20 protein-coding genes and 2 pseudogenes are annotated in these 25,921 nt (G+C 71.9%); 10 read left to right on the top strand and 12 right to left on the bottom strand.

Annotated features, from left to right (window positions below):
• The first annotated feature begins 17 nt into the window (after nt 1-17).
• The 4 genes from ACZ3X1_RS12210 (at nt 18) to ACZ3X1_RS12195 (ending at nt 3,501) form a co-directional block, all read left to right on the top strand.
• Nucleotides 18-935 carry a F0F1 ATP synthase subunit gamma gene (locus ACZ3X1_RS12210; protein WP_356812380.1) on the top strand — a complete coding sequence of 306 codons (918 nt, stop codon included), beginning with the start codon at nt 18-20 and terminating at the stop codon, nt 933-935.
• A complete protein-coding gene (gene atpD / locus ACZ3X1_RS12205; RefSeq protein ID WP_101390156.1) occupies nt 935-2,377 on the top strand; it encodes a F0F1 ATP synthase subunit beta in 1,443 nt (480 codons plus the stop codon). The genes ACZ3X1_RS12210 and atpD overlap by 1 nt, the downstream gene beginning before the upstream one ends.
• 141 nt (nt 2,378-2,518) lie before the next feature.
• Nucleotides 2,519-2,890: a F0F1 ATP synthase subunit epsilon gene (locus ACZ3X1_RS12200; RefSeq protein WP_030027381.1), complete on the top strand. Its 372-nt coding sequence runs from the start codon at nt 2,519-2,521 to the stop codon at nt 2,888-2,890.
• 164 nt (nt 2,891-3,054) lie between these two features.
• Nucleotides 3,055-3,501: a DUF2550 domain-containing protein gene (locus ACZ3X1_RS12195; RefSeq protein ID WP_030826849.1), complete on the top strand. Its 447-nt coding sequence runs from the start codon at nt 3,055-3,057 to the stop codon at nt 3,499-3,501.
• An 82-nt stretch (nt 3,502-3,583) separates the two neighbouring features.
• On the opposite strand, the gene ACZ3X1_RS12190 is transcribed toward ACZ3X1_RS12195, so the two are convergent.
• The 3 genes and pseudogenes from ACZ3X1_RS12190 to ACZ3X1_RS12180 all read right to left on the bottom strand — a co-directional run bounded on the left by ACZ3X1_RS12190 (nt 3,584) and on the right by ACZ3X1_RS12180 (nt 7,471).
• Nucleotides 3,584-5,485 (bottom strand): glycosyl hydrolase family 18 protein, encoded by a 1,902-nt coding sequence (locus tag ACZ3X1_RS12190; protein ID WP_467279026.1) that lies wholly within the window; start codon nt 5,483-5,485, stop codon nt 3,584-3,586.
• A gap of 137 nt (nt 5,486-5,622) precedes the next feature.
• Nucleotides 5,623-6,276, bottom strand: a complete 654-nt coding sequence (locus ACZ3X1_RS12185) for a response regulator (protein WP_467279024.1) — start codon at nt 6,274-6,276, stop codon at nt 5,623-5,625.
• Nucleotides 6,273-7,471 (bottom strand): annotated as a pseudogene (locus tag ACZ3X1_RS12180) (sensor histidine kinase). Before ACZ3X1_RS12180 ends, ACZ3X1_RS12185 begins: the two are co-directional and overlap by 4 nt.
• Nucleotides 7,472-7,617: 146 nt before the next feature.
• Here ACZ3X1_RS12180 and ACZ3X1_RS12175 point away from each other — a divergent pair.
• Nucleotides 7,618-8,193, top strand: coding sequence for a hypothetical protein (locus ACZ3X1_RS12175; protein ID WP_356812427.1), 576 nt, complete (start codon nt 7,618-7,620; stop codon nt 8,191-8,193).
• A gap of 36 nt (nt 8,194-8,229) precedes the next feature.
• On the opposite strand, the gene ACZ3X1_RS12170 is transcribed toward ACZ3X1_RS12175, so the two are convergent.
• Complete coding sequence (locus ACZ3X1_RS12170; protein WP_467279020.1) at nt 8,230-8,802, bottom strand: cob(I)yrinic acid a,c-diamide adenosyltransferase; 573 nt, start codon at nt 8,800-8,802, stop codon at nt 8,230-8,232.
• 215 nt (nt 8,803-9,017) lie between these two features.
• Between ACZ3X1_RS12170 and ACZ3X1_RS12165 the strand changes: the two genes are divergently transcribed.
• The 3 genes from ACZ3X1_RS12165 to ACZ3X1_RS12155 all read left to right on the top strand — a co-directional run bounded on the left by ACZ3X1_RS12165 (nt 9,018) and on the right by ACZ3X1_RS12155 (nt 13,159).
• A complete protein-coding gene (locus ACZ3X1_RS12165; protein WP_356812375.1) occupies nt 9,018-9,866 on the top strand; it encodes a 3-hydroxyacyl-CoA dehydrogenase family protein in 849 nt (282 codons plus the stop codon).
• Between the two features lie 172 nt (nt 9,867-10,038).
• Nucleotides 10,039-10,362, top strand: a complete 324-nt coding sequence (locus ACZ3X1_RS12160) for an STAS domain-containing protein (RefSeq protein ID WP_356812374.1) — start codon at nt 10,039-10,041, stop codon at nt 10,360-10,362.
• Between the two features lie 190 nt (nt 10,363-10,552).
• A complete protein-coding gene (locus ACZ3X1_RS12155; protein WP_467279017.1) occupies nt 10,553-13,159 on the top strand; it encodes an ATP-binding protein in 2,607 nt (868 codons plus the stop codon).
• A 55-nt stretch (nt 13,160-13,214) separates the two neighbouring features.
• Here ACZ3X1_RS12155 and nucS read toward each other — a convergent pair whose 3' ends face one another.
• Nucleotides 13,215-13,886 (bottom strand): endonuclease NucS, encoded by a 672-nt coding sequence (gene nucS, locus ACZ3X1_RS12150; RefSeq protein WP_031148292.1) that lies wholly within the window; start codon nt 13,884-13,886, stop codon nt 13,215-13,217.
• Between the two features lie 219 nt (nt 13,887-14,105).
• Between nucS and ACZ3X1_RS12145 the strand changes: the two genes are divergently transcribed.
• A complete protein-coding gene (locus tag ACZ3X1_RS12145; RefSeq protein ID WP_030386927.1) occupies nt 14,106-14,498 on the top strand; it encodes an SCO5389 family protein in 393 nt (130 codons plus the stop codon).
• 22 nt (nt 14,499-14,520) lie between these two features.
• Here ACZ3X1_RS12145 and ACZ3X1_RS12140 read toward each other — a convergent pair whose 3' ends face one another.
• Nucleotides 14,521-15,552, bottom strand: a complete 1,032-nt coding sequence (locus ACZ3X1_RS12140) for an LLM class flavin-dependent oxidoreductase (protein WP_467279013.1) — start codon at nt 15,550-15,552, stop codon at nt 14,521-14,523.
• A 229-nt stretch (nt 15,553-15,781) separates the two neighbouring features.
• On the opposite strand from ACZ3X1_RS12140, the gene ACZ3X1_RS12135 reads away from it, so the two are divergent.
• Entirely contained in the window at nt 15,782-16,108 is a 327-nt protein-coding gene (locus ACZ3X1_RS12135; protein ID WP_356815658.1) for an ATP/GTP-binding protein, read from the top strand.
• Nucleotides 16,109-16,128: 20 nt separating this feature from the next.
• Here the strand turns inward: ACZ3X1_RS12135 and ACZ3X1_RS12130 are convergent, their stop codons facing one another.
• From ACZ3X1_RS12130 to scy, 6 genes and pseudogenes are all read right to left on the bottom strand, one after another.
• On the bottom strand, nt 16,129-16,962 hold the full coding sequence (locus ACZ3X1_RS12130; protein WP_356815656.1) for an ABC transporter permease: 834 nt from the start codon (nt 16,960-16,962) through the stop codon (nt 16,129-16,131).
• Nucleotides 16,959-18,074: an ABC transporter ATP-binding protein gene (locus ACZ3X1_RS12125; RefSeq protein ID WP_467279008.1), complete on the bottom strand. Its 1,116-nt coding sequence runs from the start codon at nt 18,072-18,074 to the stop codon at nt 16,959-16,961. Before ACZ3X1_RS12125 ends, ACZ3X1_RS12130 begins: the two co-directional genes overlap by 4 nt.
• A 153-nt stretch (nt 18,075-18,227) precedes the next feature.
• Nucleotides 18,228-19,003: pseudogene (locus ACZ3X1_RS12120) on the bottom strand (ABC transporter permease).
• 2 nt (nt 19,004-19,005) lie between these two features.
• Complete coding sequence (locus ACZ3X1_RS12115; RefSeq protein WP_467279006.1) at nt 19,006-20,010, bottom strand: ATP-binding cassette domain-containing protein; 1,005 nt, start codon at nt 20,008-20,010, stop codon at nt 19,006-19,008.
• Nucleotides 20,011-20,111: 101 nt separating this feature from the next.
• Complete coding sequence (locus ACZ3X1_RS12110; protein WP_356815651.1) at nt 20,112-21,050, bottom strand: coiled-coil domain-containing protein; 939 nt, start codon at nt 21,048-21,050, stop codon at nt 20,112-20,114.
• Nucleotides 21,051-21,246: 196 nt separating this feature from the next.
• Nucleotides 21,247-25,803: a polarized growth protein Scy gene (gene scy / locus ACZ3X1_RS12105; RefSeq protein WP_467279004.1), complete on the bottom strand. Its 4,557-nt coding sequence runs from the start codon at nt 25,801-25,803 to the stop codon at nt 21,247-21,249.
• Nucleotides 25,804-25,921 lie beyond the last annotated feature (118 nt).

Genomic DNA, 25,921 nt, shown 5'->3' with positions numbered 1-25,921 from the left:
CGGAAGGGACCTGACTCATGGGAGCGCAGCTCCGGGTCTACAAGCGTCGCATCCGTGCCATCACGGCGACCAAGAAGATCACCAAGGCGATGGAGATGATCGCCGCCTCGCGCATCGTCAAGGCGCAGCGCAAGGTGGCGGCGTCGATGCCGTACGCGACCGAGCTCACCCGTGCGGTGACCGCGGTGGCGACCGGTTCGAACACCAAGCACGCCCTGACCACCGAGGTCGAGGCGCCGACCCGCGCCGCGATCGTGCTCATCACGAGCGACCGCGGTCTGGCCGGCGGCTACTCCTCGAACGCCATCAAGCAGGCGGACCGGCTCACCGAGCGGCTGCGCGCTGAGGGCAAAGAGGTCGACTCGTACATCGTCGGCCGCAAGGGTGTCGCCTACTACGGTTTCCGTGAGCGCAAGGTCACGGAGTCGTGGACCGGCTTCACCGACAGCCCGGCCTACGCCGACGCCAAGCGCGTCGCGGCGCCGCTGATCGAGGCCATCCAGCTGGACACGGCCGAGGGCGGCGTCGACGAGCTGCACATCGTCTTCACGGAATTCGTGTCGATGATGACGCAGAACGCGGTGGACGGCCGGATGCTGCCGCTCAGCCTCGACCAGGCCGTGGAGGAGACCGGCGCGAAGGGCGAGATCCTTCCGCTGTTCGACTTCGAGCCGTCGGCGGAGGACGTCCTCGACGCCCTGCTGCCGCGCTACGTCGAGAGCCGCATCTACAACGCACTGCTGCAGTCGGCCGCTTCCGAGCACGCCGCCCGCCGCCGCGCGATGAAGTCGGCGACCGACAACGCCGGGGACCTCATCAAGAGCCTCTCCCGGCTTGCCAACGCGGCCCGCCAGGCCGAAATCACCCAGGAAATCAGCGAGATCGTCGGTGGCGCGAGCGCCATGGCTGACGCGACCGCGGGGAGTGACAAGTAATGACGACCACTGTTGAGACGGCCGCCGCCACGGGCCGCGTCGCCCGGGTCATCGGCCCGGTCGTCGACGTGGAGTTCCCCGTCGACGCCATGCCCGAGATCTACAACGCCCTCAAGGTCCAGGTCGCCGACCCGGCCGAGGACGGCAAGCTCAAGACCCTGACCCTCGAGGTCGCGCAGCACCTGGGTGACGGCCTCGTCCGTACCATCTCGATGCAGCCGACCGACGGCCTGGTCCGCCAGGCCCCGGTGACCGACACGGGCGAGGGCATCACCGTCCCCGTCGGTGACTTCACCAAGGGCAAGGTCTTCAACACCCTGGGTGAGGTGCTCAACTACCCCGAGGCGAACGCCGAGGTCACCGAGCGCTGGCCCATCCACCGCAAGGCCCCGAGCTTCGACGAGCTCGAGTCCAAGACGGAGATGTTCGAGACCGGCGTCAAGGTCATCGACCTTCTCACCCCGTACGTCAAGGGTGGAAAGATCGGTCTGTTCGGTGGTGCCGGTGTCGGCAAGACCGTTCTGATCCAGGAAATGATCTACCGCGTCGCCAACAACCACGACGGTGTGTCGGTCTTCGCGGGCGTCGGTGAGCGTACCCGTGAGGGCAACGACCTCATCGAGGAGATGGGCGACTCCGGCGTCATCGACAAGACGGCGCTCGTCTTCGGCCAGATGGACGAGCCCCCGGGCACCCGTCTGCGCGTCGCCCTGGCCGGTCTGACCATGGCGGAGTACTTCCGCGATGTGCAGAAGCAGGACGTGCTCTTCTTCATCGACAACATCTTCCGGTACACCCAGGCGGGTTCCGAGGTGTCGACCCTGCTCGGCCGTATGCCCTCCGCGGTGGGTTACCAGCCGAACCTGGCCGACGAGATGGGTCTCCTCCAGGAGCGCATCACCTCGACCCGTGGTCACTCGATCACCTCGATGCAGGCGATCTACGTCCCCGCGGACGACCTGACCGACCCGGCGCCGGCGACCACCTTCGCCCACCTCGACGCGACGACGGTTCTCTCCCGTCCGATCTCCGAGAAGGGCATCTACCCGGCCGTGGACCCGCTGGACTCGACGTCCCGCATCCTCGACCCGCGGTACATCGCGGCGGACCACTACGCGGCCGCCATGCGTGTCAAGGGGATCCTGCAGAAGTACAAGGACCTCCAGGACATCATCGCGATCCTCGGTATCGACGAGCTGGGCGAGGAGGACAAGCTCGTTGTCCACCGTGCCCGTCGCGTCGAGCGCTTCCTGTCGCAGAACACCCACGTCGCCAAGCAGTTCACCGGCGTGGACGGTTCGGACGTTCCGCTCGACGAGTCGATCACCGCGTTCAACGCGATCTGCGACGGTGAGTACGACCACTTCCCCGAGCAGGCGTTCTTCATGTGCGGTGGCATCGAGGACCTGAAGGCCAACGCCAAGGAGCTGGGCGTCTCCTGATCCGGCGCGCTCCGCCAGGAGCGCATCCGGTTCGCAGGTTTCGACGGAGAGGGGCGGGTGTGTCCCGTCCCTCTCCCCACGCCCATTAGAATTTGACCCAACACCCGGCTGACCCGCCGGGTGGTGACCCGAGGAGCCACCTTGGCTGCTGAGCTGCACGTCGAGCTGGTCGCGGCGGACCGCAATGTCTGGTCCGGCGAGGCCACCCTTGTTGTCGCCCGCACCACGTCCGGCGACATCGGCGTCATGCCCGGTCACCAGCCGCTTCTCGGTGTGCTGGAATCGGGCCCGGTGACCATCCGCACGAGCGAGGGCAACACTGTCATCGCCGCGGTGCACGGCGGATTCATCTCGTTCGCGGACAACAAGCTGTCCTTGCTGGCCGAGATCGCCGAGCTCGCGGACGAGATCGATGTCCAGCGTGCGGAGCGGGCACTGGAGCGCGCGAAGGCGGAGGCCGACGCGGCCGCCGAGCGTCGCGCGGATGTCCGGCTGCGCGCCGTAACGGGCTGACCGCCCGTCGGAGTTTCAACCGCTGAGTCCCGGAGGGCGACCTTCGGGACTCGGCAGACCTCAGCCGCGGTCCGTTCTGGAATTTTCCAGACCGGGTCGCGGCTGAGGCGATGCAGGTCCGTTTTTTTCTCATGCGTATTCGATGAGCGAGGAGGTCGGTGAAGATGCTCCTCGCTCTGCTTGTGAGCGGCCTGGTCGTAGCCCTGGTGGTGATCGGGCTGTTCGTCTTCGGACTGCGCCGCAGACTGATCCAGCGGTCCGGCGGCACCTTCGACTGCAGCATGCGCTGGGGTGTGGCCGAGGAGCCCGACATCTCCGGCAAGGGCTGGGTGTACGGGGTGGCGCGCTACAGCGGTGACCGGATCGAGTGGTTCCGGGTGTTCTCGTACTCGCCGCGCCCGCGCCGGCTGCTGGAGCGGTCCTCCATCGAGGTGCTGGCCCGTCGCGCCCCGGAGGGCGAGGAGGAGCTGGCCCTGCTGTCCGACGCCGTCGTGCTCGGCTGTCTCCACCGGGGGACGCGTCTGGAGCTGGCGATGAGCGAGGACGCGCTGACGGGCTTCCTCGCCTGGCTGGAGGCGGCGCCGCCCGGCCAGCGGGTGAACGTGGCGTAGTACCCCTGCGGGGGTAGTCGCCGGGACGACATGGAGAAGCCGGGGAGACGGGGGCGGACCCGTCTCCCCGGCTTCCGTCTCGTTACCGGAGCCCGGTGTGGACCGCGTTCGCGAGCTCACCGTTGGCGGTGTCGCCGCTGAACTCCCAGTAGAAGGCTCCCCTGAGGCCCTGCTGCTTGGCCCAGGTCATCTTCCCGGCGATGGTGGCGGGGGTGTCGTAGCTCCACCAGTTGCTGCCGCACTTGGCGTAGGCGGTGCCGGCGACGGTGCCGGTGGCCGGGCAGCTGTTCTTGAGCACCTTGTAGTCCTCGATGCCCTGCTCGTACGTGCCGGGGGCCGGTCCGGTGGCGGTGCCGCCGGGGGCGGCCTGGGTGACGCCGGTCCAGCCGCGGCCGTAGAAGCCGATGCCGAGGTTGAGCTTCGAGCCGGGGACGCCCTTGGCCTTGAGCTTGGCGATGGCGTCGGCCGAGTTGAAGCCGGCCTGCGGGATGCCGGCGTACGAGGTCAGCGGGGAGTGCGGGGCCGTCGGGCCCTGGGCCGCCCAGGCTCCGAAGAAGTCGTACGTCATGACGTTGTAGAAGTCGGTGTACTGCGCGGCGCCCGCGTAGTCCGCCTTGTCGATCTTGCCGCCGTCCGAGGCGTCGGCGGTGATGGCCGCGGTGACCAGGTTGTTCGCGCCGAACCTTGCCTTCACGGCCTGCATCAGGTTCTTGAAGGCGGCCGCTCCGCTGGTGTCGCAGGACAGGCCGCAGGCGTTCGGGTACTCCCAGTCCAGGTCGATGCCGTCGAAGACGTCGGCCCAGCGCGGGTCCTCGACCAGGTTGTAGCAGGACTGGGCGAAGGCGGTCGGGTTGGCGGCGGCCTGCGGGAAGCCGCCGGACCAGGTCCAGCCGCCGAAGGACCACAGCACCTTGAGGTTCGGGTACTGCTTCTTCAGCTTGCGCAGCTGGTTGAAGCTGCCGCGCAGCGGCTGGTCCCAGGTGTCGGCGACGCCGTCGACGCTCTGGTCGGCGGTGTAGGCCTTGTCGTAGTCGGCGTAGGCGTCACCGATCGTGCACTGGCCGTTCTGGACGTTGCCGAAGGCGTAGTTGATGTGCGTGATCTTGCTCGCCGTGCCGGAGGTGACCAGGTTCTTCACGTGGTAGTTGCGACCGTAGACGCCCCAGTTGGTGAAGTAGCCGAGCTTGACCTTGTCGCCCGGGTCGGGCGGGAGCCCCCCGCCGGTCGTGGTGACCGTGGTGGAGCCGGAGGAGGGGCCGGTCTGGTCGATGGTGTCGCGGGCGGTCACGCTGTAGGTGTACGTCGTGCCCTTGGTCAGGCCCGAGTCCGCGTAGCTGGTCCCGGTGACGGTGGCGATCTTGGCGGAGCCCCGGTAGACGTCGTAGTTCTTGACGCCCTTGTCGTCGGTGGCCGGGGTCCAGGTCAGGGTGAGCGAGGTGTCGGCGACGTTGCTCGCGGCGGGGGCGCCGGGAGCCGTGGGCGGAGTGTCGCCCGGCTGGGTGCCGCCGTCGCAGGAGGCGCCGTTGACCTTGCACCCGCTCGGGGCTCCGGCGCCGGCGCCGTTGAAGCCGAAGCTGGCCGTGGCGCCGGGGGCGAGGGTGCCGTTCCAGCCGACGTTCTTGGCCGTCCAGTGCGTCCCGGAGCCGGTGACGGTGGCGTCCCAGGCCGAGGTGACCGAGGTGCCCGCCGGGTAGTCCCACTCCACGGTCCAGCTGCTCAGGGTGGTGGTGCCGGTGTTCTTCACCACCCACTTGCCCTCGAAGCCGGAACCCCAGTCGGAGACCTTGGTGTACGTCGCGGTCGCGGAGGCGGCGGCCTGGGCCGGGCCGGCCAGGGCCACGAGCCCGGTGACGGGCAGGGCGAGCACGGCGACGACCGCCGCGACTCGGGTGAAGAACCGGGTACGCCTGGTGGGGGGTGGGGATGCTGTGCTCAAGGGTGCTCCTCCGTAGGTCCGTCGCAGCCGTGGGGCCGGCTGCGACATGGGGGTGGGACCTGCGCCGCCCGTGAGCACGCTTTGTCATGGCACGCTCACCACAGTGTTGCCGCGAGCGTAGAAAGGTCTGGACCAACCGTCAAGAGGTCCAGACCGGTGTGGGCCCGCTTCCCGCCGGGCACCTGTTAGATGCCCAACTCCTGTGCCAGGACGGCTGCTTGGAGTCTGCTGCGCAGCTCCAGCTTGCCCAGCAGCCTGCTGACGTGGGTCTTCGCGGTGGCCTCCGCCATCTCCAGCCGCTCGGCGATCTCCGCGTTCGACAGGCCCGCGCCGAGAGCGCTCAGCACCTCCCGCTCGCGGGGCGTGAGCGAGGCGATCGCCTCCGCCCGTTCCGGCGCCGGGGTACTGCGCGCCGGACGCGGCGCCGCGAACTCGGCGATCAGCCGTCGGGTCACCGCCGGGGCGATCAGGCCCTCCCCGCGCGCGACCGTCCGTACCGCCGCCATCAGCTCCGCCGCGTCGGCGTTCTTCAGCAGGAAGCCCGCGGCACCCGCCCGCAGCGCTCCGAAGACGTACTCGTCGAGGTCGAAAGTGGTCAGCACCAGGACGTCCGCCAGCCCCTCCTCGACCACCTGACGGGTCGCGGACACCCCGTCGAGGCGGGGCATCTGCACGTCCATGACGACGAGATCCGGCCGCAGCTCCCGGGCCAGGCGCACCGCCTCCTGCCCGTCGGCCGCCTCGCCCACCACCTCGATGTCGCCCGCACTGCGCAGGATGAGCACCAGCCCGGCCCGCACCGCGGCCTGGTCCTCCGCCACCACCACTCGAATGGTCATGCCTCCACCGCCTTGTCCTCCGCGGGCAGTGATGCCCGTACGTGCCACACCGCACCGCGGCGGCCCGCCGTGAACCGCCCGCCCAGCAGTTCCGTCCGCTCCTTCATGCCGATCAGCCCGGCCCCCGAACCGGGCGCGCGGGGCCCGGGGCGGTCCCCGTAGGGCGAGTCCACCGCCACGCTCAGCAGTCCGTCCACGTGCGCCACCCGGACCGTCACCGTGCCGGGCGCGGCGTGTTTGAGGGCATTGGTCAGGGACTCCTGGACGATCCGGTACGCCGCCAGCTCCACGGGGGCCGCCGCGGGCTCCCCGCACGGCCGGTCGTCGTGCAGTACGAAGGTCAGCCCGCTGGCCGAGCCGTTGGTCCCGGCCTGCCCGATCAGGGCGTCGAGGCCGTCCAGGGAGGGCACCGCGACCGGCTCCCGGTCGCCGCCGGCGTCCCGCAGCAGACCGATCAGGCGACGCATTTCGGCCAGCCCCTGCACGCTGTTCTCGCGGATCACGCCGAGCGCGTCGCGGCTGGTGGCCGCCGTGTCGATGGAGAGCGCGGCGGTGGAGTGGATGGCGATGGCGGAGAGGTGGTTGGCCACCATGTCGTGCAGCTCCCGGGCCATCCGGGCGCGTTCGGCGGCCACGGCCTGCTTGCGGTCCATCTCGGCCAGCAGCGCCGTCTGCTCGGCGCGCAGCCGGGCGGCCTCGGCCGCCTCGCGGTGGTTGCGCAGGGTGGCGCCGGTCAGGGCCGGGGCGAAGCTGACGATGCCGGTGATCGCGCGATCAGCAGGGCCTGGGGGGTGCGCAGCCAGGCCAGCGAGGCGATGGTGACGACGACGGTGATCAGGCCGGTGCTGACCGGGAGCCGCCGGGCCATGGCCGGCTTCCCGTACACGACGGCCGCGTACATCAGGTCGGTGAAGATCACGACCGTGGCGAGGTTGCCGACGGTGAACTGGTCGGCGATCACCCCCAGGGTGCCGACGGCCAGGGTCACATGCGGTCGGGTGCGGCGCAGCAGCTCCATCGCGCCGAGGGCCACGAGGGGCACCAGGGCGGCCCAGGCGGGCAGGAAGCCGCGGCCGGGGCTGCTGTAGACGCCGAGCGACCAGAACACCAGGCCCGCTGCCACGCTGACCGCCGCGAGGAGGACGTCGTCACGGTGGGGGCGCAGGCTCTTCTCGGTCACGGTCCCATCCAACAGGGTGTACGGCCGCCGCACGTCGGCGGAGCGGCCGAGGCGCGGCTACATCGAAGGATGCAGACGAACATGGTCATCGGCGACGACGAATCGGGCGTCGGCGGACGGGAGCCTTGAAGGACGACGCACCCGAGCGGAGGGAGAATCCCGTGATCGTCGCGCTGATCATCGCCTGCGAGGTCGGCTTCTGGGTCCTGCTGGCGGCGGGACTCGCCCTGCGCTACCTCGCGAAGATGCCCCGGCTGGGCGCGGCGGTCCTGCTCTGCGAGCCGCTGATGGAGCTGGCCCTGCTGGCCGTCACCACGGTCGACCTCAAGAACGGCGCCGAGCCGGACTGGAAGCACGGCCTCGCCGCGCTCTACATCGGATACACCGTCGCCTACGGGCACTACACGATCAAGTGGCTCGACGGGCACGCCGCGTACCGGCTCGCCGGGGGACCGAAGCCGGCGGGCCCCGCCTACGGCAAGGAGCGGGCCCGGCACGAGTGGAAGCTCTGGGTCCGTACCGTGATCGCCGCCGCCGTCGCCCTGGCCCTGCTGCAGGCGGCGATCTGGTACGTCGGCGACGCGGGCGACACCGGCTCGCTCAAGGCCTGGCAGTTCGGCGCCCTGCGGGCCGTCGGCATCCACGCCCTGGTCGCGGCGGCCTACACGATCTGGCCGAAGAAGGCCCCCGCGGGCGCCGAGGAGGACCGCCCTTCCCTCGCCGGGAGCGGGCGCTGAGCCCCCGAGATCCGGAAGGGACGGCCCGGGGAGCGTCTAGCGCTCGCCGCCCGGAACCCACAGCACGTCCCCGACCTCCTTGTTGGCCACCCGGGCCAGGATGAACAGGAGGTCGGAGAGGCGGTTCAGGTAGGTGGCGGTGAGCGGGTTCATCGTCTCGCCGTGCACCTCCAGCGCCGCCCACGTCGACCGCTCGGCGCGCCGGACCACCGTGCAGGCCTGGTGCAGCAGGGCCGCGCCGGGGGCGCCGCCGGGCAGGATGAAGCTGCGCAGCTTCTCCACCTGCTCCAGGAAGAGGTCGCAGTCGGCCTCCAGCTTGTCGACGTAGAACTGCTCCACGCGCAGCGGCGGGTAATCGGGGTTCTCGACGACCGGGGTGCACAGGTCCGCGCCCACGTCGAACAGGTCGTTCTGTACCCGGACCAGCACCTTCACGACCTCCGCCGGCAGGCTGCCGAGCGCGACGGCCGTCCCGATGGCCGCGTTGGCCTCGTTGGCGTCCGCGTACGCGGAGATCCGCAGGTCGGTCTTGGCCGTGCGGCTCATGTCGCCCAGGGCGGTCGTGCCCTTGTCGCCGGTACGGGTGTAGATGCGCGTGAGGTTCACCATGCGGCCAGGGTAGACCGGCCCACCGGGCGCGCGGCGGCCGGCGGCGGCGCGTGAACTGTGAGGCAGCGCACCGGTCATGGGCCGTACCGGTGTGATGTCCGTCATCTGAGACGTGACGCGTGTTACTTCGCGGTCACACCGCACCCCCCGGGCGCTAGTCTCCGCCGGAGTGGCTACGAAGCCGTGCCGTATTTGAGAACAACGAGGGGTGTGCAGTGGCTGGGAAGCTCGCCGTCATCGGTGCGGGACTCATGGGTTCCGGGATCGCTCAGGTCTCCGCTCAGGCGGGATGGGACGTCGTGCTGCGCGACGTCACCGACGCGGCGCTGACCCGGGGCACGGACGGGATCAAGGCCTCGTACGACAAGTTCGTCTCCAAGGGCAGGCTGACGGCCGAGGACGCCGAGGCGGCGCTCGCGCGCATCACGACGACCACCGACCTGGACGCGGTCGCCGACGTCGACATCGTGGTGGAAGCGGCCTTCGAGAAGATCGAGATCAAGCACGAGATCTTCCGCGCGCTCGACAAGATCGTGCGTGAAGACGCCATCCTCGCCTCCAACACCTCCGCCATCCCGATCACCAAGATCGCGGCCGTGACGGAGCGTCCGGAGCGGGTCGTCGGCGCGCACTTCTTCTCGCCCGTCCCGATGATGCAGCTGTGCGAGCTGGTCCGCGGCTACAAGACGAGCGACGAAACCCTCGCCGCGACCCGGGCGTTCGCCGAGTCCGTCGGCAAGACCTGCATCGTCGTCAACCGCGACGTCGCCGGCTTCGTGACGACCCGTCTGATCTCCGCGCTGGTCGTCGAGGCCGCCAAGCTGTACGAATCGGGCGTGGCCACCGCCGAGGACATCGACATCGCCTGCAAGCTGGGCTTCGGGCACGCCATGGGCCCGCTGGCCACCGCCGACCTCACGGGCGTCGACATCCTGCTGCACGCCACCAGCAACATCTACACGGAGTCCCAGGACGAGAAGTTCGCGCCGCCGGAGCTCATGCGCCGCATGGTGGACGCCGGGGACATCGGCCGCAAGAGCGGCCAGGGCTTCTACAAGCACTGAGAGCGGTCCACCCACTGAGCGCCATCGTTCGAATGCCTTCACCCGTCAGGGTGAATTAGGTATCGGTTCGCTCACGGTCGGCAACTTCCCTGCCCGCGCGGCAGTCAGTTGCAGTGAGAGTTGCCGACCACGGACCAGTTGCCATACGTACGCAGTACTGCCGGGAGTACACATGCACATCAGGGGCGACCACGCCGAACTCGCTGTCGGGGGCCGCCTCGACGTGCGCAGCGCGGCGGACGCCCGTACGGCCCTCCACACCGCCCTCGACGAGGGCCACGGCGACCTCGTGCTCGACCTCACCGGGCTCGACTCCTGGGACGCGACCGGCCTCGGCGTGATCATGGGCGCGCACCGGAGGGCCGGCCGGACGGGACGACGCCTCGTCCTGCGCGGCGTGCCGCCGCAGATGCAGCGGCTGCTCGTGGCGACCCGCCTGCACCGGATCCTCGCCATCGAGGGCGGCCTGGAAGCCGAGTCGCTGCCCCGGGTCTGATCCACAACCCGCTGACCTTTGCATTTCCTGCGGAAAGTAACGGTCCGGTGGTGATCGAGCCCCTACGGTTTCCCGCACGACCGGCCACGGTCTAGGGTTCGGGCGGAAACCGGACCAGTGGCGACAGCGGGTGCGCGACGGCCGGGCGGTACGACGGCGAGGCGCGCGGCCCGCGATGGGGGACTGGGTCATGGACCGTACACAAGGGCAGACCGGGCGGGACGAGCAGGCCGCGGACGGCCCCGGGACGCCGTCCTCAGCCTCCGCTTCCGCCGCCGCGCCCGCTTCGTCAGGGCAGGCGCCGGCGCCCTCCGGGCCCGCGCGCGTCGTCACCCTGACCGCCGGAGACTTCAGCCTCACCGTCAACCCCGTCGACGGCAGCGAGATCGAACCGCTGCGGCCCGGCACCGAGCGAGGCCGCCCCGCCAAGCGCGACGCCGCCGGCCGCGCGGCCTGCGACGCCGCCGCCCGGCCGCCCGTACTGCCCGGCCCCCCGATATCCGCCCGGCCCCTGCTCGCCCGGGGCGAGGAGCTGGAACGGCTGGTCCGGCTCCTGGGCCGAGGCCGGTCCGTACGGCTGACCGGACCTTCCGGTTCCGGGCGCAGCGCGCTGCTCGACGCGGTCGCCGCCCGGTGCGCGGGCCTCGCCCCCGACGGCGTCGTACGGCTCAGCGGGTACGGCCACCAGCAGCCCGGGGAACTGCTCCACGCGCTCTACGCGACCGTGTACGACGCCCCGCGGGAACGCCCCGGACGCGACGAGCTCCTCGCCCGCGTGCGCGACATCGGGGCCGTCGTCCTCCTCGACGATGTGGAGATGGGCGGCGCCGCCCTCGACGAGCTGCTGCGCGCGACCCCCGAATGCGCCTACCTGCTGGCGGCCACCCCCGACACCAAGGCCCCCTCCGACGACTCCCACGTCGAAGAGGTCTTCCTCACCGGCCTCGGCAAGGACGACTGCGCGGCGCTGCTGGAGGCGGGCCTGGGGCGGCCGCTGACGGACGAGGAGACCGCCTGGGCGGGCGACCTGAGGTTCGCCTCCGAGGGGCTGCCGCTGCGCTTCGTACAGGCCGCCGCGATGCTGCGGCAGCGGGACGAGCTCAACCACGGCGACGAGGACGACGACGACGAGGAGCCCGGCGTCTTCGAGGAGCGCCCGCGCGACAGCGCAGCGGTGCCGCTGCCGACGCTCGCCGAGGGCGCGGCCCCGGCGGAGCTGCTCGCGTCGCGGGTCAGCGAGTCGGCGCGGGCGGCCCTGCGGATCGCGTGCGCGCTCGGCGGCGAGCTGCCGCACCACGCCCACCTGCCGGCGCTCGTGGGGGACACCCACGCGGACACGGCGGTGGCGGAGCTGCTGGACTGCGGGCTGCTGACGCCCGTCGGGACGCGCTACCGGCTGGCCGCCGGTGTCGCCCGCCAGCTGGAGGACGTCGGCTACGGGGACACCGCGTCGGAGGAGGCCCGTACGGCCGCCCGGCACTACGCCTGGTGGACCGGGCACGCCTCGGTGGTCCCGGAGCGGGTGGGGAGGGAAGCGGACGCGGTCCTCGCCGCGCTGGCCGGCGCGGACGTGGTGGCCGCGGCGGTGCTGGCGCGCACGGCCGCCCCCGCCTTCGCGGCCTCGCTGCACTGGGAGGCCTGGGAGCGGGTGCTGCGCTCGGGAGCCGAGGCCGCGCGCAAGGCGGGCGAGGTAGCCGAGCAGGCGTACTTCCACCACGAGCTGGGCGTGCTCGCCCTGTGCGAGGGGCGTGTCGACCGGGCCCGCGCCGAGCTGGAGACCTCGATCGGACTGCGGGGCGCGCTGGCCGACAAGCGGGGCACCGTGGCGGGCCGGCGGGCGCTGGCGCTGGTCGTGGACCGCGAGGTCGCGGGGGCGGCGGCCTCGCCGCCGCTGCGCCTGGAAGCCCCCGCGGCCGCCTCGGAGGCCGCGACGGTGGCGACTCCCGCCGCCCCCGCCACTGCCGGCACTCCCGCCACTCACGTCACTCCCGCCACCCGCGTGATGCCGGCCGCGCGGACGGACGCGACCACCAAGGCCGTCCCGGCGGCGAAGCCGGCTCCCGCCGTGCGGTCCGCTCCGGCCGCGGCCCCGCGGGTGGCTCCGGCCGTCTCCAAGGCCGCCGTGACCCCGGCGGCCCCCGTGGTGCCCGCGGTCCCGGTGTCCTCCGACGCGGTCACCCGGATGACCCCGGTGGTGCCCGTGACCCAGCGCTCGGAGCCGCCCACGACGCTCTCCGAGGTCTTCGAGAACGCCTTCCCGCTGTCGCCGCAGCCGGCGCCGCCCGCCGCCGCGCCCGCCGCCCCCGCACTCGTACCTGCCAGGCCTTCCCGGGACCCGGGCCGTCGGCGGCGGGTGCTGCTGGCAGCCGCCGGAGCGCTGACGGTGGTCACGCTGGGCACCGTGGTGAGCCTGGCGATGAGCTCTCCGGACACCGAGCCGCCCGCGGACGGGCCGGCCGTGTCCTCGACCCCGACGTCCGCGGCGCCCACCACGGTGCAGCAGAACAGCGGGAACGATCCTGCTGAGGAACCGCCCGTGACGGCCCCGTCGGACGGGGGCACCACCCCGGGGGCGAGCGCCGCCGCGCCCTCGCCCGGCCGTACACCGGGCCGGACCCCGTCCCGCCGCCCGTCCTCGACCCCGAGCAACTCCCAGCAGCCGGGCACCCCTTCGACCGCACCGACCACGACGGACCCGACCCCGTCCCCCTCGGCGACCGGCGAGGCCACGCCGACGGCCACCGCGCCGACCGGACCGGGAACGGCCACCGCCACCTCGCCGACCACGGCCCCCTGAAACGCCGACGGCTCCGTCCTCGCGGACGGAGCCGTCGTTCGTTCGCCGAACGGGATCAGAACAGGCGCAGCTTGTCGTCCTCGATGCCGCGCAGGGCGTTGTAGTCCAGCACCACGCAGTCCATCCCGCGATCCGTCGCCAGCACCTTCGCCTGCGGCTTGATCTCCTGCGCGGCGAAGACGCCCCGGACCGGGGCCAGGTGCGGATCGCGGTTGAGCAGCTCCAGGTAGCGGGTCAGCTGCTCCACGCCGTCGATCTCGCCGCGGCGCTTGATCTCCACGGCGACCGTCGCGCCCGAGGCGTCCCGGCACAGGATGTCCACCGGGCCGATCGCCGTCATGTATTCGCGCCGGATCAGGGTGTAGCCCTCGCCCAGCGTCTCGATGCGGTCGGCGAGCAGCTCCTGGAGGTGCGCCTCGACGCCGTCCTTGATGAGCCCCGGGTCGGTGCCGAGCTCGTGGGAGGAGTCGTGGAGCACTTCTTCCATGGTGATGATGAGCTTCTCGCCCGCCTTGTTGACGACCGTCCACACACCGGCGTCGTCACCGCTCCCCTCTTTGAGGGTGCACGGCGGCGACATCCAGTTGAGCGGTTTGTACGCCCGGTCGTCCGCGTGGATCGAGACACTGCCGTCGGCCTTCACGAGGATCAGACGGGGTGCCGAGGGCAGATGGGCGGTGAGCCGGCCCGCATAGTCGACGGAGCAGCGGGCAATCACGAGACGCATGGTCGGCAACGCTACTCGACCTACGGCCCTCCACGCGATTCGCCCCTGAAAGCCCCGTTCGCCGATGGCGCGTTGTATGCGCATTCTCCTGGTGCGTCACCCATGGGGCGCCTACCGTGGTGAGCGGGAGGTCGTCGAGCGTGCACTCTGCGTCGCGATCTCCTTCCCTGCCCGTAAGGCTCCGGCAACCAGTCAGCCGGGGTCGCGAGAGGAGAACCCATGTCGCTCGACGTCTCACCGGCCCTACTCGAACAGGCCGAGCGAGGCGAGGTCGACGAAGCCGCTTTCGTCGACTGCGTCCGGACCTCCCTGCCCTATGCATGGGAGATGATCAGCTCGCTGGTGGCCCAGCTGAAGGTCGACGGCGGACAGTTCGCCGACAACCAGACGCCGCCGCCCGACGAGCAGGCGCGTGGGCAGCTGCTGCGCGCACTCGCGAGTGACGCGATACGCGGTGCGCTGCAGCGGCACTTCGGAGTGCGCCTGGCATTCCAGAACTGTCACCGGCTGGCGGTCTTCCCGCTGGATCCCTCGGTGGACGACCGGCTGGCCAAGTTCACTTCGATCCGCGGTCAGCTGCTCAACCAGTCGCCGGAACTGCGCGACTGCTGAGCAGGCCCGGAGCCGGTAGATCTCAGCCGAGACGGGGCAGGACTTCGGCGCCGAGTCGTCGTACGTTCTCCTCCGTCGCGGCGAGATCCCCGGAGCCCTCCGTCAGGAGGGCGAAGCGGGTGATGCCCGTGCGCGCGGCGGTGGCCGCCAGGCGGTCCGCCGCCAGCTGAGGAGTGCCCACCGGGTGCAGGTCGCACAGCAGTTCCGTGTACGCGACCGGATCCCGCATCGCGCGCACGCGGCCGTCCACGGTCACGTGCGCGTCCAGGCCCTGCTTGAGCCAGCCCGGCATGGACTTCAGCAGGGTCTCGCGCGCGTCCGCGGCGCTGTCCGCGATCTGGCACACCCCGGCGGACACGTGTCCGGCCGCGGCCACGTGCTCGGGGGAGTGGCCCGCGGCGAGCGCGGTGGCGCGCCACAGCGCGACCATCTCGGCCTTGTTCTCGTCCCCGCAGTGCATGCCCAGCAGCATCGGCAGCCCCCGCCGCGCGGCCATCCGCACCGACGACGGCGAGGTACAGGCCACGATCACCTCCGGGCCCGATCCGTCCCCGTCCAGCGCCTCCGACGGCCGCGGTACGACGGCCACCTCGCGGAAGGCGTACCGCTCGCCGGCGGCGCCCACCCGTGCCTGCGTGAGCCATCGCCGCAGCAGGTCCAGGGACTCCGGGAAGCCCTTCTCGTAGGCTTCCAGGCCGCCCCCGAACACCTCCAGGTCGACCCACGGCCCGCCGCGCCCGACCCCGAGCGTGAAACGGCCGCCCGAGGCCAGGTGCAGCAGAGCCGCCTGCTCCCCGAGGGCGACCGGGTGCGTGCTCGGCAGCACGCTCACGGCCGTGCCCACCCGCAGCCGGCGGGTCCGGCCCAGCAGCAGGCCCGCCAGGGTCACCGCCGACGGGCAGACCCCGTACGGGACGAAGTGGTGCTCGGCCAGCCAGACCGAGTCGAGCCCGGCCTCCTCCGCCACCTCCGCGGTCCGCACCGCCCGGTGCAGTGCCTCGCCCTGTCCCTGGCCCGGGAACTGGGCCGCCAGTACAAACGCTCCTACGCGCATCGCCTTTAGCCTCCTCGCGGCTGACGCGGCCTCCCCAGGCGGACCGGTTCTTCCTATGGCAACAACGTCTGACACGTGCCAAAGGCACGGGCTGACAGGAAAGTTATTGGGATTGTCGGGCCAGTCCCGGCCAACGGTCCGACCGCCCGTAGACACCCTGCGGTTACCCGGCCTCGCTGCGCGTAGTCTGGAGGAAAGTCACTGCCGTCTGCCCATCCGTGAGGTATACGTGTCACCGCGCAACAACCGCCGCAGGGGCGGCGAGACTCCGGAGGAGCGCCCGGGGAGCGGCCTGGACCGCTTCGGGCTGGAGCGCACCGAGGAGTACCAGGGCGAGGACTGGAAGGTCAGGCACGTCGCGGGCGCGAGCGCGGCGGGCAAGCGCTACCGTTGCCCCGGCTGCGACCAGGAGATCCCCTCCGGTACCCCGCACCTGGTGGCCTGGCCCGAGTACGGCGGCGTGGACGACCGGCGGCACTGGCACAAGGCCTGCTGGAACGCGAAGGACCGCCGCACCACGAAGGTGCAGCGGTCCCGCAACGCGCCGAGGTACTGACCCCGGAGACACCCGATCGGCTAGACGTCCCGGCGGCCGACGACGACGTACGAGGCGGCCACGGCAGCGCCCGTGATCAGCACGAGGATCAGCAGGTTGGACAGGTTGCTCGGGGCCGGGCCCATGTCGCTCTCCTGCATGCCGAACAACTGGCTCAGCGCGACCGGCACGTTGCGCTGGAGGACCGCCCGCCCGATGGGGGCCACGGCCTCCCAGACCGTGAGCATGGCCCCTACCACCGGCGGCAGGGTGACCACGCCGAGCATGACGGCGATCGCCCCCGCCGAGTGCCGCACCAGCGCGCCGACCGCGAGCGCGAGCACGCCGAGTAGGGTGACGTAGAAGCAGCCGGCCGCTGCGCCCAGCCACTCGTCCCCCGCGTGCGGGCCGGCCGCGGACCCGGCGTGGGCGAGCATGGCGGCGATCCCGACCACGAAGACGGACAGTGTGGTGGCGACGAAGGCCGTGATGCTGAAGACGAGGTACTTCGCGGTGAGCACCCGGAAGCGGTCCGGGGCGGCGGTGAACGTGGTGCGCACCAGTCCGGTGGCGTGCTCCGAGGCGATGGTCAGCACACCGAGGACCATCACCGCGACCTGCCCGACCATCAGGCCGAAGAGGGCGGGCGTGGTGAAGGAGATGGACTCGTAGTCCCGGTCCACGCTCTGCGTGACGAAGAGCAGCCCGATGCCGACGACGGTCAGCACGAGGGCGCCCAGCGTCCACAGGGTGGAGCGGATCGAGATGAGCTTGGTCCACTCGGAGGCGAGGGCGTGCCCCAGGTGCGGCCGCGGCGTGGGCAGCGGGGAGCTGTAGCTCCGCGGCCGGTCCGGCGTCGTGGTCGTCGGGGTCATCGGGTGTCCTCTGCGGAGTCCTTGGCGGTGCTCGCGAGCTCGCCGGGATTGCTGGGCATCAGGAAGGGCTTCCCGCCCGCTCCGGGCGGCGGCGGGGCGAAGAAGCCCGCCTGCGGGACCTCCGGGGCGGCCGGCCCGTCCTCCCAGGCCGGGAGGGCCAGCGGGTCCTGCTCCCACAGCTCGGCCCGCGGGTCCTCGGTGGAGGTGTACTCGACGGCGGACTGGGTCATCCGCATGTACGCCTCCTCCAGCGAGGCCCGGTGCGGGGACAGCTCCCACAGCCGTACGCCGGCCGCGTGCGCGAGGTCGGAGATACCGGGCAGCTCCAGCCCGGTCACGCGCAGTGCTCCGTCGGGCTCCTGGAGGACCCGTCCGCCCGCCTTGGTGAGGGCCCTGCCCAGCGTCTCCCGGCCAGCGGGATCGGTGTCGGCCGCACGCACCCGAGCGAATCCGGCCGAGTTGTGCGCGATGAACTCCTGGGTTCCCATGTCGGCCAGGAGCCGTCCGCGGCCGATGACGATCAGGTGGTCGGCGGTCAGCGCCATCTCGCCCATCAGGTGCGAGGAGACGAAGACGGTGCGGCCCTCGGAGGCGAGCCGGCGCATCAGGTTGCGGACCCAGAGGATGCCCTCCGGGTCGAGCCCGTTGACCGGCTCGTCGAACAGGAGCACCTGGGGGTCGCCGAGCAGCGCCGTGGCGATGCCCAGGCGCTGCCCCATGCCGAGCGAGAAGCCCTTCGTCCGCTGCCGGGCGGCGTCCTGGAGGCCGACGACGGCCAGCACCTCGTCCACCCGCTTCTCCGGGATCCCGGAGAGCTGCGCGATGGACAGCAGGTGGGTACGGGCCCGGCGGCCGCCGTGCACGGCCTTGGCGTCGAGCAGGGCCCCGACGTGCCGCTGGGCGTTCGGCAGCTCCCGGAAGGGGAGGCCGTTGATCGTGACCTGGCCGGAAGTGGGCCGGTCGAGGCCCACGATCATGCGCATCGTCGTGGACTTCCCGGAGCCGTTGGGCCCCAGGAAACCTGTCACGTGACCCGGCTTGACCTGGAAGGACAACTGGTCGACGGCGGTCTTGGCGCCGTAGCGCTTGGTCAGGCCGACTGCCTCGATCATCTTGCTGCCCCTTACCAGGCCGGGACGACTTTCGCCCGTGTAAGGGTTAAGAGGATAGCGAGGATCCTACGGTTCCGTCCCGGGCCGGATCCCTGACCCGTCCCCGATGCCGACCCTGGCATGACCCGTAGTCCTTCCGGAGGGGACCGGGCGTCAGGCGTCCCTCTTCCTGAGGACGAGGTAGCCCCCGAGGACCGACGCGGCCACCCACAGGAGCATGATCCCGAGCTCGCCCCACGGCCCGTACGGGGACTCCGTGCTGCCCGTGGCGTTCGACACGACCTGCATGATCTTCGACCCTGCCGAGGTGGGCAGGTACTGGCCGTATGCGCGGGTCGCCTCGAAGGCGTTCAGGAGGTTCGTGACGATCAGGAAGAACGGGATCAGGTGCTGATCGAGGCGACCGAACTGCGCAGCATGGAGGCGACGCCCATGGAGAACAGGGCGAGGAGTGCCATGTACACGTCGGCACCGACCACCGCGCGCAGGACGTTCTCCCCGTCGAGACCGGTGCCGTGGTCGCCCAGGATCGCCTGGCTGAGGAAGAACGACACGAAGCTGGTCAGCAGTCCGACCAGCAGCGCCAGCGCCGTGGCGACGGTCAGCTTGCCCAACAGGAAGCCCCCGCGGGCGGGCACGGCGGCCAGCGAGGTGCGGATCATGCCGGTGCTGTATTCGGTGCTGACCACCAGGACGCCGAAGACGATCATCGCAAGCTGGCCGAACTCCATCCCGGCGAAGCTCACCAGGGTCGGGTCGAAGGTGGCCTGTTCGATCTGGCTCATGTCGTCGAAGGCCGCCGCGACGGCGTCGGAGATCAGGGCGCCGAAGCCGGCGGTGACGATCAGGGCCGGCGCGAGCGTCCAGCTGGTGGAGGCGACGGTGCGGAGCTTGGTCCACTCGGAGGTGAGGACGGCGGTGAAGGCCATGGTCACTGCCCGCCCTTGCGTGCCGAGTCGAAGGCGGCGCCCCAGGCGGGGACGTCGGCAGGCCGGGCCGGGTTGTCGGCGGCCGTGCGGGGCGCGCCCGGTGCGTGGGAGTGGTACTCCACGGAGTCCGCCGTCATGCGCATGAACGCTTCCTCCAGTGAAGCCCGCTGCGGGCTGAGTTCGTGCAGCACGATCTGGTGCTGGGCGGCCAGCTCGCCGAGCTGCTCCGCGCCGGCCCCGTCGATCTCCAGCGTGCCGGTGGCGGGAACGCTGACGGCGTTGATCCCGGCCTCGTGCAGGACGTCCTTGAGCCGCTCCTGCTGCGGCGAGCGCATGCGGACGTAACTGCGGGAGTTCTGGTGAATGAAATCAGCCATAGAGGTATCGGCCAGTAGTCTTCCCTGTCCGATGGCGATCAAATGGTCTGCGGTCAGGGTCATTTCGCTCATCAGATGCGAGGACACGAAGATCGTGCGCCCCTCTGCCGCCAGGCCCTTCATCAGATTGCGGATCCACGGAATTCCCTCGGGATCCAGACCATTGACGGGTTCGTCGAACATGAGGATCTGCGGATCACCCAGCAATGCGGCGGCGATTCCCAGCCGTTGGCCCATGCCCAGCGAAAATCCTTTGGACTTCTTCCTGGCCACGGGCGTCAGCCCGACCAGGTCCAGCACCTCGCCCACCCGGCGCTCCGGGATGCGGTTCGACCGGGCCGGGCAGAGGAGGTTGTCGTACGCGCTGCGGCCGCCGTGCATGGCCTTGGCGTCCAGCAGCGCACCGACGTGCTTGAGCGGTTCCTGGAGGTCCCGGTAGCGCTTCCCGTAGATCCGGACCGCACCGCTGGTCGGATTGTCCAGGTCCAGCATCATGCGCATGGTCGTCGACCTGCCCGCCCCGTTGGGGCCGAGGAAGCCGGTCACCATCCCCGGTCTGACCTGGAAGCTGAGGTCGTTCACGGCGGTCTTGGCGCCGAATCGTTTCGTGAGGCCCTCGAGCTCGATCATGCGGCCACGCCAGAGCGCCCGAGGGCCCTACGCCACCTCAAAAGAGTGACGGAGGGCCCTCGATCAGACTCTTGCCGCTACCAGCGAGTAATGCCCGTGGTCTAGCGGCTCTGCTGCGCGGGGACGCCGCGGGTGACCGGCTCGTCGTCCACGATCGGGCTGGCCGCCGCGACGGCCGCACCGGTGAGCGTCGCCAGCATCTCGCGGACGTTGGTCAGCTGCGCGTTGATCGAGTCGCGGCGGTTGGTGAGCGCCGCCAGCTCGCGCTCCGACTCGCTGCGGATGCGGTCCGCCTTGGCGTTCGCGTCGGCCACGATGTCCTCGGCCTGGCGCTGCGCGGTCTCCACGGTCTGGCGGGCCCGGCGCTCGGCGTCCGTACGCAGCTTCTCAGCCTCCAGGCGCAGCTGCTCGGCGCGGTGCTCGATCTCCGCGAGGCGCTTCTCGGCCTTCGCCTGACGGGAGGCCAGGTCGCGCTCCGACTGCTCGCGGCGCTTGGCCAGGTTGGTCTCGAAGTCCGCGGCGGCCTGGGCGGCCTTGGCGCGGGTCTCCTCGAACAGCGCGTCGGCCTCCTCGCGCTTGGAGGCCGCGTCCTTCTGGGCCTCGGCGCGCAGGGTGGAGGCGTCGCCCTTGGCCTTCTCGACGATGCGGACGCCCTCGTCCTCCGCCTTCGACTTGCGGTCGGCCGCGAACGACTCGGCGTCGTTGCGCACCTGCTGGGCGGCCGACTCGGCGAGCTCACGGTGCTGCTCGGCCGCGCGACGGGCCTCCTCGCGCAGGTCCTTCGCCTCTTCCTCGGCCAGCCGCAGGATCTTCTCGACCCGGGCGCCGAGACCCGCGTACGACGGCTCGGCGTCGTTCACCTGGGCCTGGGCGTTCTGCGTCTCGAGGTGCAGTTCCTCGATCCGCTTTTCCAGAGAGTTGATACGTCCAAGGGCGCTGTCGCGGTCGGAGACCAGCTTGGTAATGCGGTCGTCCACCTGACCGCGGTCATAACCACGCCGCACGAGCTCGAAGCCGAAGGGGGAGGAAGTGTCGCTCATGGGGTTCCTGTCGAATGAGACCGATGAGGTGCTACGTGAGGTGTTAAGGGGAATCCTAGGCGCCCAGACGGCGTGTCATCGAGTCAATCCGCGTTTGATCTGGACAATGAGACCCCTTTTGAGTGGCAAGGCGGCGGATTGCTTGTCACCCGTTCGCCTGAACCTTCATCAGGTGCACACATCCCCGGCCACTTGGCTAGCCCTCCGACGACTTACCACCCGAACGAGTGGATCCCGCTGTCACTCCGGCCTTGGTGCCCCCCGCTCCCTGGCCGCCGACCGCGGACTTTCCGCCGCCCGAAGGCGCCTCGAATGATTCCAACGCCTCAAGAACGTCCTGGACACGGGAGATCTCCCCCTGAATGTCCTGCCGCCTGCGGACCAGGACCTCCAGCTCACGACGGCCCTCCTCGACGAGGCGCTCGGCCTCCGCCTGGGCCTCCGCCAGCGCCTTCTCGGCCTGCCGGGTCACCTCGGCCTTCTTCTGCTCGGCCTCCTTGAGCAGCGCCTCCGCCTTGCGGACCGCCGCGATGCGCACCTTGCTCGCCTCGCTGCTCGCGTCCGACAGCAGCTCCTTGGCCTTCGCTTCGGCCTCGACGCTCTGCTCGGTCGCCGCGCGCACCAGCTTGTCCACGCGCTCGCCGGCCGACTTCATCTGCTCGGCCGACTCCCGGCGGGCCCGCTCGTGCAGCTCCTCGACCTCGCCCTCGACGCGGCCGCGCAGCTCCTCCGCCCGTTCCCTTATGGCGGCGGCGTCCGTACGCGCGCCGACCAGCAGCTCGTTGGCGTCCGTACGGGCCTTCTCCACCAGGGAGTTGCCCTCGACGGTCGCCTCCGAGGTGATCCGCGCCGCCTCCTTGCGGGCCGCGTCGACCATCGCGTCGGCCTGCTCCTCGGCCGCCGTGGTGGCGGCGAGGGCCTGCTGCTGCGCGTCCGCGGTGAGCTTGTCGGCCTCGGACGCCGCCTCCGTGATGAGCCGGTCGACCTGCTCCGCGGCTTCGCTGCGGCGCTTGTTCGCCTCCTCGCGGGCCTCGTCCAGCAGTCGCTCGGACTCCGTACGGGCCTCCGCGCGGATGCGCTCCGCCGCGGTGGCGGCCTCCGACCTGATCCGCTCGGCCTCCGACCGGGTGCGGGTCGCGTGCTCCTGCGCCGAGGACAGCGCCTCCGAGGCGTCGGCGCGCAGCCGCTCGGCCTCGGACGCCGCCTCGCCGACCGTGCGCTCGTTGTCCTTGCGGGTCTGCTCGATGAGCTTGTCGGCCTCGGACGCCGCCTCCGTGATGAGCCGGTCCGCCTGCTCGGCCGCCTCGGTGCGCAGCCGGTTCGCCTCGGCGCGCGCCTCGTCCAGCGTCTGCTCGGCGTCGCGCTCGGCCCCGGCCAGGGTCTCGTTGGCCGCGACCGTGACGCGGTCCGCCTCCGCGGTGGCCTCGCCGATGATCCGGCCGCCCTCCGCGCGGGCGTCGTCCAGCACCCGGGCCGCGTCGGCGCGCAGCCGCTCGGCCTCCGCCGCGGCCTCGCCGACCGTGGCCGCGTTGGCCACACGGGTCTCGTCGATGAGCCGGTCGCCCTCGGCACGCGAGTCGACCATGATCTTCGCCGCGTCCCGCTCGGCGCTCGCCAGGGTCTCGGCCGCCTGGGACTTCAGCCGCGCCGCCTGGGTGGTGAGGCGCTCGGCCTCCGCCGCCGCCTCGCCCACGGTGGCCGCGTTCGCGGTGCGGGTCTCCTCGATGAGGCGGTCCGCCTCCGCCGAGGCCTCGGTGATGAGCCGGTCGACCTGCTCCGCGGCCTCGGTACGCAGCCGGTTGCCCTCGGCCCGGGCCTCGTCCAGCGTGGCCGCCGCCTCGGTGCGGGCGGCCTCGGCGGCCTCCGCCGCCTCGGTGGTGATCCGCTCGGCCTCCCGCTCGGCGTCGGCGACCGCGGCCGCGTTCGCCGCGAGGGTCTCCTCGGTGAGCCGCTCGGCCTCCGCCGCGGCCTCGGCCGTGATCCGGGCGCCCTCGGCGCGCGCGGCCTCCAGGGACTCCGCCGCCTCGCCGCGGATGCGGTTCGCGTCGTCGCGGGCGTCGGCCCGGGTACGGGCGGCGTCCCGCTCGGACGCGGCCAGTGCGTCCGTGGCCTCGGTACGCACCCGCTGCGCGTACTCGGCGGTGTCGGTGCGCAGTTGTTCCGCCTCGGCGATCGCCTCGCCGACGGTCCGCTCCGCCAGGGCCTTCGCCGCGTCCGTCTCCGCGCGCGCCTCGGTGCGGATGCGGTTGGCGTCCTCGGTGGCCCGCTCCCGCTCCTCGTAGGCGTCGGCCCGGACCCGGGCGGCCTCTTCCTCGGCCTCCGTCCTCGTACGTTCCGCCACGTGCTCGGCGGCGCTGCGCAGCCCGGAGATCTCCTCCTCGGCCTGCTCGTGCAGGCCGGCCACGGCGTCGCGCACCTGCTGGGCGGTGGCCTCGGCCGCCGACACCAGCTCGGACGCGCGGCGTTCGGCCTCCTCGGTCAGGCGGGCCGCCTCGGCCTGCGCCTCCTCCGAGCGGCGGCGGGCCGCGGCCAGCAGCTCCTCGCTCTGCTCGCGGGCCTGCGCCCGCTCCTGGTCGGCGTCGGTCCGGGCCGACGCCAGGGTCTCCTCGGCCTCCCGGCGGCGCCGGGCGGCCTCCTCCTGGGCGGCGGCCAGGGCCTCGGCGGCCTCCTCGGCGACCCGCTCGGCCGCCGCCTTGGCCTCGGAGCGCAGCCGGTCCGCGGTCTCCTGGGCCTCGGAGCGCACGCGCTCGGCCTCGGCCTCGGCCTCGCCACGCAGCCGTACGGCCACCTGCTCGGCCTCGGCGCGCACCCGGCCGGCGTCCTGCGCCGCCTCCGTGCGCAGCTGGTCGGCCTCCGCCTCGGACTGCGTCTGCAGCGTGCGGATGCGTTCCGCCGCCTCGGCACGCAGCCGGTCGTTCTCCTCGCTCGTTTCGCGGCGGATGTTCTCCGCCGCCGTACGGGCGTCACGCAGCGTCTGCTCGGCCGTGGTCAGCCGGGTCTCGGCCTCCGTGTGCAGCCGTACGAGTTCCTCGTCGGCCTCCGCCCGCTTCGCGGCCAGCGCCTGCTCGGTCTCCTCGCGCCGTGCGAGGGCCGCCGCGTCCGCCTCGGCGCGGACCGACTCGGCCTGCTCCTCGGCCTCGCCGCGCAGCCGCTCGGCCTCGGCGCGGGTCCGCTCCAGGGTCTCCTCGGCCTGCTTGCGCAGGGTTCCGGCCCGCTCGACGGCCTCGGCGCGGACCCGCTCGCTCTCGGCGGTCGCCCCGGAGCGCAGCTCGTCCGCGTCCGCCTTGGCCTTGCCGAGCAGTTCCTCGGCGGTCTTGGCCGCCTCCTCGATCTGCTGGACCGCCTCGCGGCGGGCCTCGCCGCGGATCCGCTCGCCCTCGGCGACGGCCTCCGCGCGCAGCTGCTCGGCCTCGCCGCGCAGCCGGCGGGCCTCCTCCTGGAGTTCGACCGTGCGGGCCCGGTACTCCTCGGTGTCGTCCTTCGCGGCGCCCTTGAGCTCGTCGGCGGTCGCCGCGGCCTGGAGGCGCAGCCGCTCGGCCTCGGCCTCGGCCTCGCGGCGGATCCGCTCGGCCTCCTCGGACGCGGCCCGGGTGGTGGCCCGGGCATCCTCCGAGGCCTTGTTCAGTACGTCCTCAGCCGTGCGGGCGGCCTTCGCCAGCTGCGCCGCCATGTCCTCGGCGGCGGCCGTACGGGCGCTGTCGCCGGCCTCGGCGCGTACCCGCTCGGCGTCCGCGCGGGCGTCGGCCAGGGCCTGCTCGGCCTCGGCCTTGAGGAGTTCGGCCTCCTTGGTGGCCTCGCCGACCAGCCGGGCGACCTGCTCTTTGGCGGTGCGGGTGCGCTGCTCGTTGACGGACTCCGCCGACGCGAGCTGGCGCGACGCGCTCTCCTTGGCCTCCGCGAGGACCTTCTCGGCCTCGGCGCGGGCCTCGCGCAGCGCGGACTCGGCCTCCTGCATGCGGGATTCGGCGACCCGACCGAGGTTCAGGGTCTGCTGCCGGGTCTGCTCGGCCTCGGCGGAGGTGGTGGAGCGCAGCCGCTCGGCGTGCTGGGTGGCCTCCTGCGCCTGCGCGGAGGCGGCCGTGAGCAGTCGCTCGGCCTCCTTGCGGGCGCGCAGCAGCGTGGACTCGGCCTCCGCGCGGGCGGCCTCCGCGTCGGCCGCCATCCGGCGCCGGGTCTCCTCGGCGACCCGGGCGGCCTCGGCGCGGGCCGCGTTCAGCGACTGCTCGGCCTCGGCGCGGGACTCCTCCATGAGGCGGCGCGCCTGGGCCTCCGTACGGGCGCGCAGCTGCTCCGCCCAGGCCACGTTCTCGTTGACGTGCGCCTCGACGGTCTGGCGGCGCTCGTTGAGCTCCTGGTCCAGCCGCTGGCGGCGGTTGACGGCCTCGCTGTGCAGCTCGGCCTGCAGGCGCGCCTGGTGCTCGGCGTGCTCCTGGAGGATGCGCTGGGTCTGCGCCCGGGCGTCGCGCAGCTCGCGCTCGGCGTCGGAGCGCATCTGGTCGGCCTGGATCTGGGCATTGCGGAGCAGCTGCTCCGCCTGGTAGCCCATGTCCGCGCCGTCGTAGGCAGGACGGGACGCCAAGGCCCGGCGCACCTCGTGGAGCTTGGCGCGCAGCACCTCGACCTGGTAACCCAGGTCTTCAGCGTGCTGGACGGCCTTCCCGCGTTCCTTCTTCAGCCGCTCCATCTCGGCCTCGAAGCGCGAGAGATGGTCGGCCTCGGCCTGATGGCTCTCCTGGCTTTCGTAGCCCCGCACAGCGCGGTCCCATCCGTCCCCTGGTCGCAAGCTCACTCCCAATGAGCATCGCTCGCCCGCTGAACGACGCCCCCGGGGGAATGGTGTCAGATACCGGGGCAGGGGTCACAGGCCCCGA

The sequence above is a fragment of the Streptomyces sp. NPDC023541 genome (assembly GCF_055559995.1).
Note: the sequence above shows the minus strand (reverse complement) of the source record. Positions and strands in the feature narration are given on the sequence as shown.

Coding starts and splice junctions, on each gene's coding strand:
- ACZ3X1_RS12210 (WP_356812380.1), top strand. CDS start 18: ATGGGAGCGCAGCTCCGGGTCTACAAGCGTCGCATCCGTGCCATCACG.
- atpD (WP_101390156.1), top strand. CDS start 935: ATGACGACCACTGTTGAGACGGCCGCCGCCACGGGCCGCGTCGCCCGG.
- ACZ3X1_RS12195 (WP_030826849.1), top strand. CDS start 3,055: ATGCTCCTCGCTCTGCTTGTGAGCGGCCTGGTCGTAGCCCTGGTGGTG.
- ACZ3X1_RS12190 (WP_467279026.1), bottom strand. CDS start 5,485: ATGTCGCAGCCGGCCCCACGGCTGCGACGGACCTACGGAGGAGCACCC.
- ACZ3X1_RS12185 (WP_467279024.1), bottom strand. CDS start 6,276: ATGACCATTCGAGTGGTGGTGGCGGAGGACCAGGCCGCGGTGCGGGCC.
- ACZ3X1_RS12170 (WP_467279020.1), bottom strand. CDS start 8,802: ATGGTGAACCTCACGCGCATCTACACCCGTACCGGCGACAAGGGCACG.
- ACZ3X1_RS12160 (WP_356812374.1), top strand. CDS start 10,039: ATGCACATCAGGGGCGACCACGCCGAACTCGCTGTCGGGGGCCGCCTC.
- ACZ3X1_RS12155 (WP_467279017.1), top strand. CDS start 10,553: ATGGACCGTACACAAGGGCAGACCGGGCGGGACGAGCAGGCCGCGGAC.
- nucS (WP_031148292.1), bottom strand. CDS start 13,886: ATGCGTCTCGTGATTGCCCGCTGCTCCGTCGACTATGCGGGCCGGCTC.
- ACZ3X1_RS12145 (WP_030386927.1), top strand. CDS start 14,106: ATGTCGCTCGACGTCTCACCGGCCCTACTCGAACAGGCCGAGCGAGGC.
- ACZ3X1_RS12140 (WP_467279013.1), bottom strand. CDS start 15,552: ATGCGCGTAGGAGCGTTTGTACTGGCGGCCCAGTTCCCGGGCCAGGGA.
- ACZ3X1_RS12130 (WP_356815656.1), bottom strand. CDS start 16,962: ATGACCCCGACGACCACGACGCCGGACCGGCCGCGGAGCTACAGCTCC.
- ACZ3X1_RS12125 (WP_467279008.1), bottom strand. CDS start 18,074: ATGATCGAGGCAGTCGGCCTGACCAAGCGCTACGGCGCCAAGACCGCC.
- ACZ3X1_RS12115 (WP_467279006.1), bottom strand. CDS start 20,010: ATGATCGAGCTCGAGGGCCTCACGAAACGATTCGGCGCCAAGACCGCC.
- ACZ3X1_RS12110 (WP_356815651.1), bottom strand. CDS start 21,050: ATGAGCGACACTTCCTCCCCCTTCGGCTTCGAGCTCGTGCGGCGTGGT.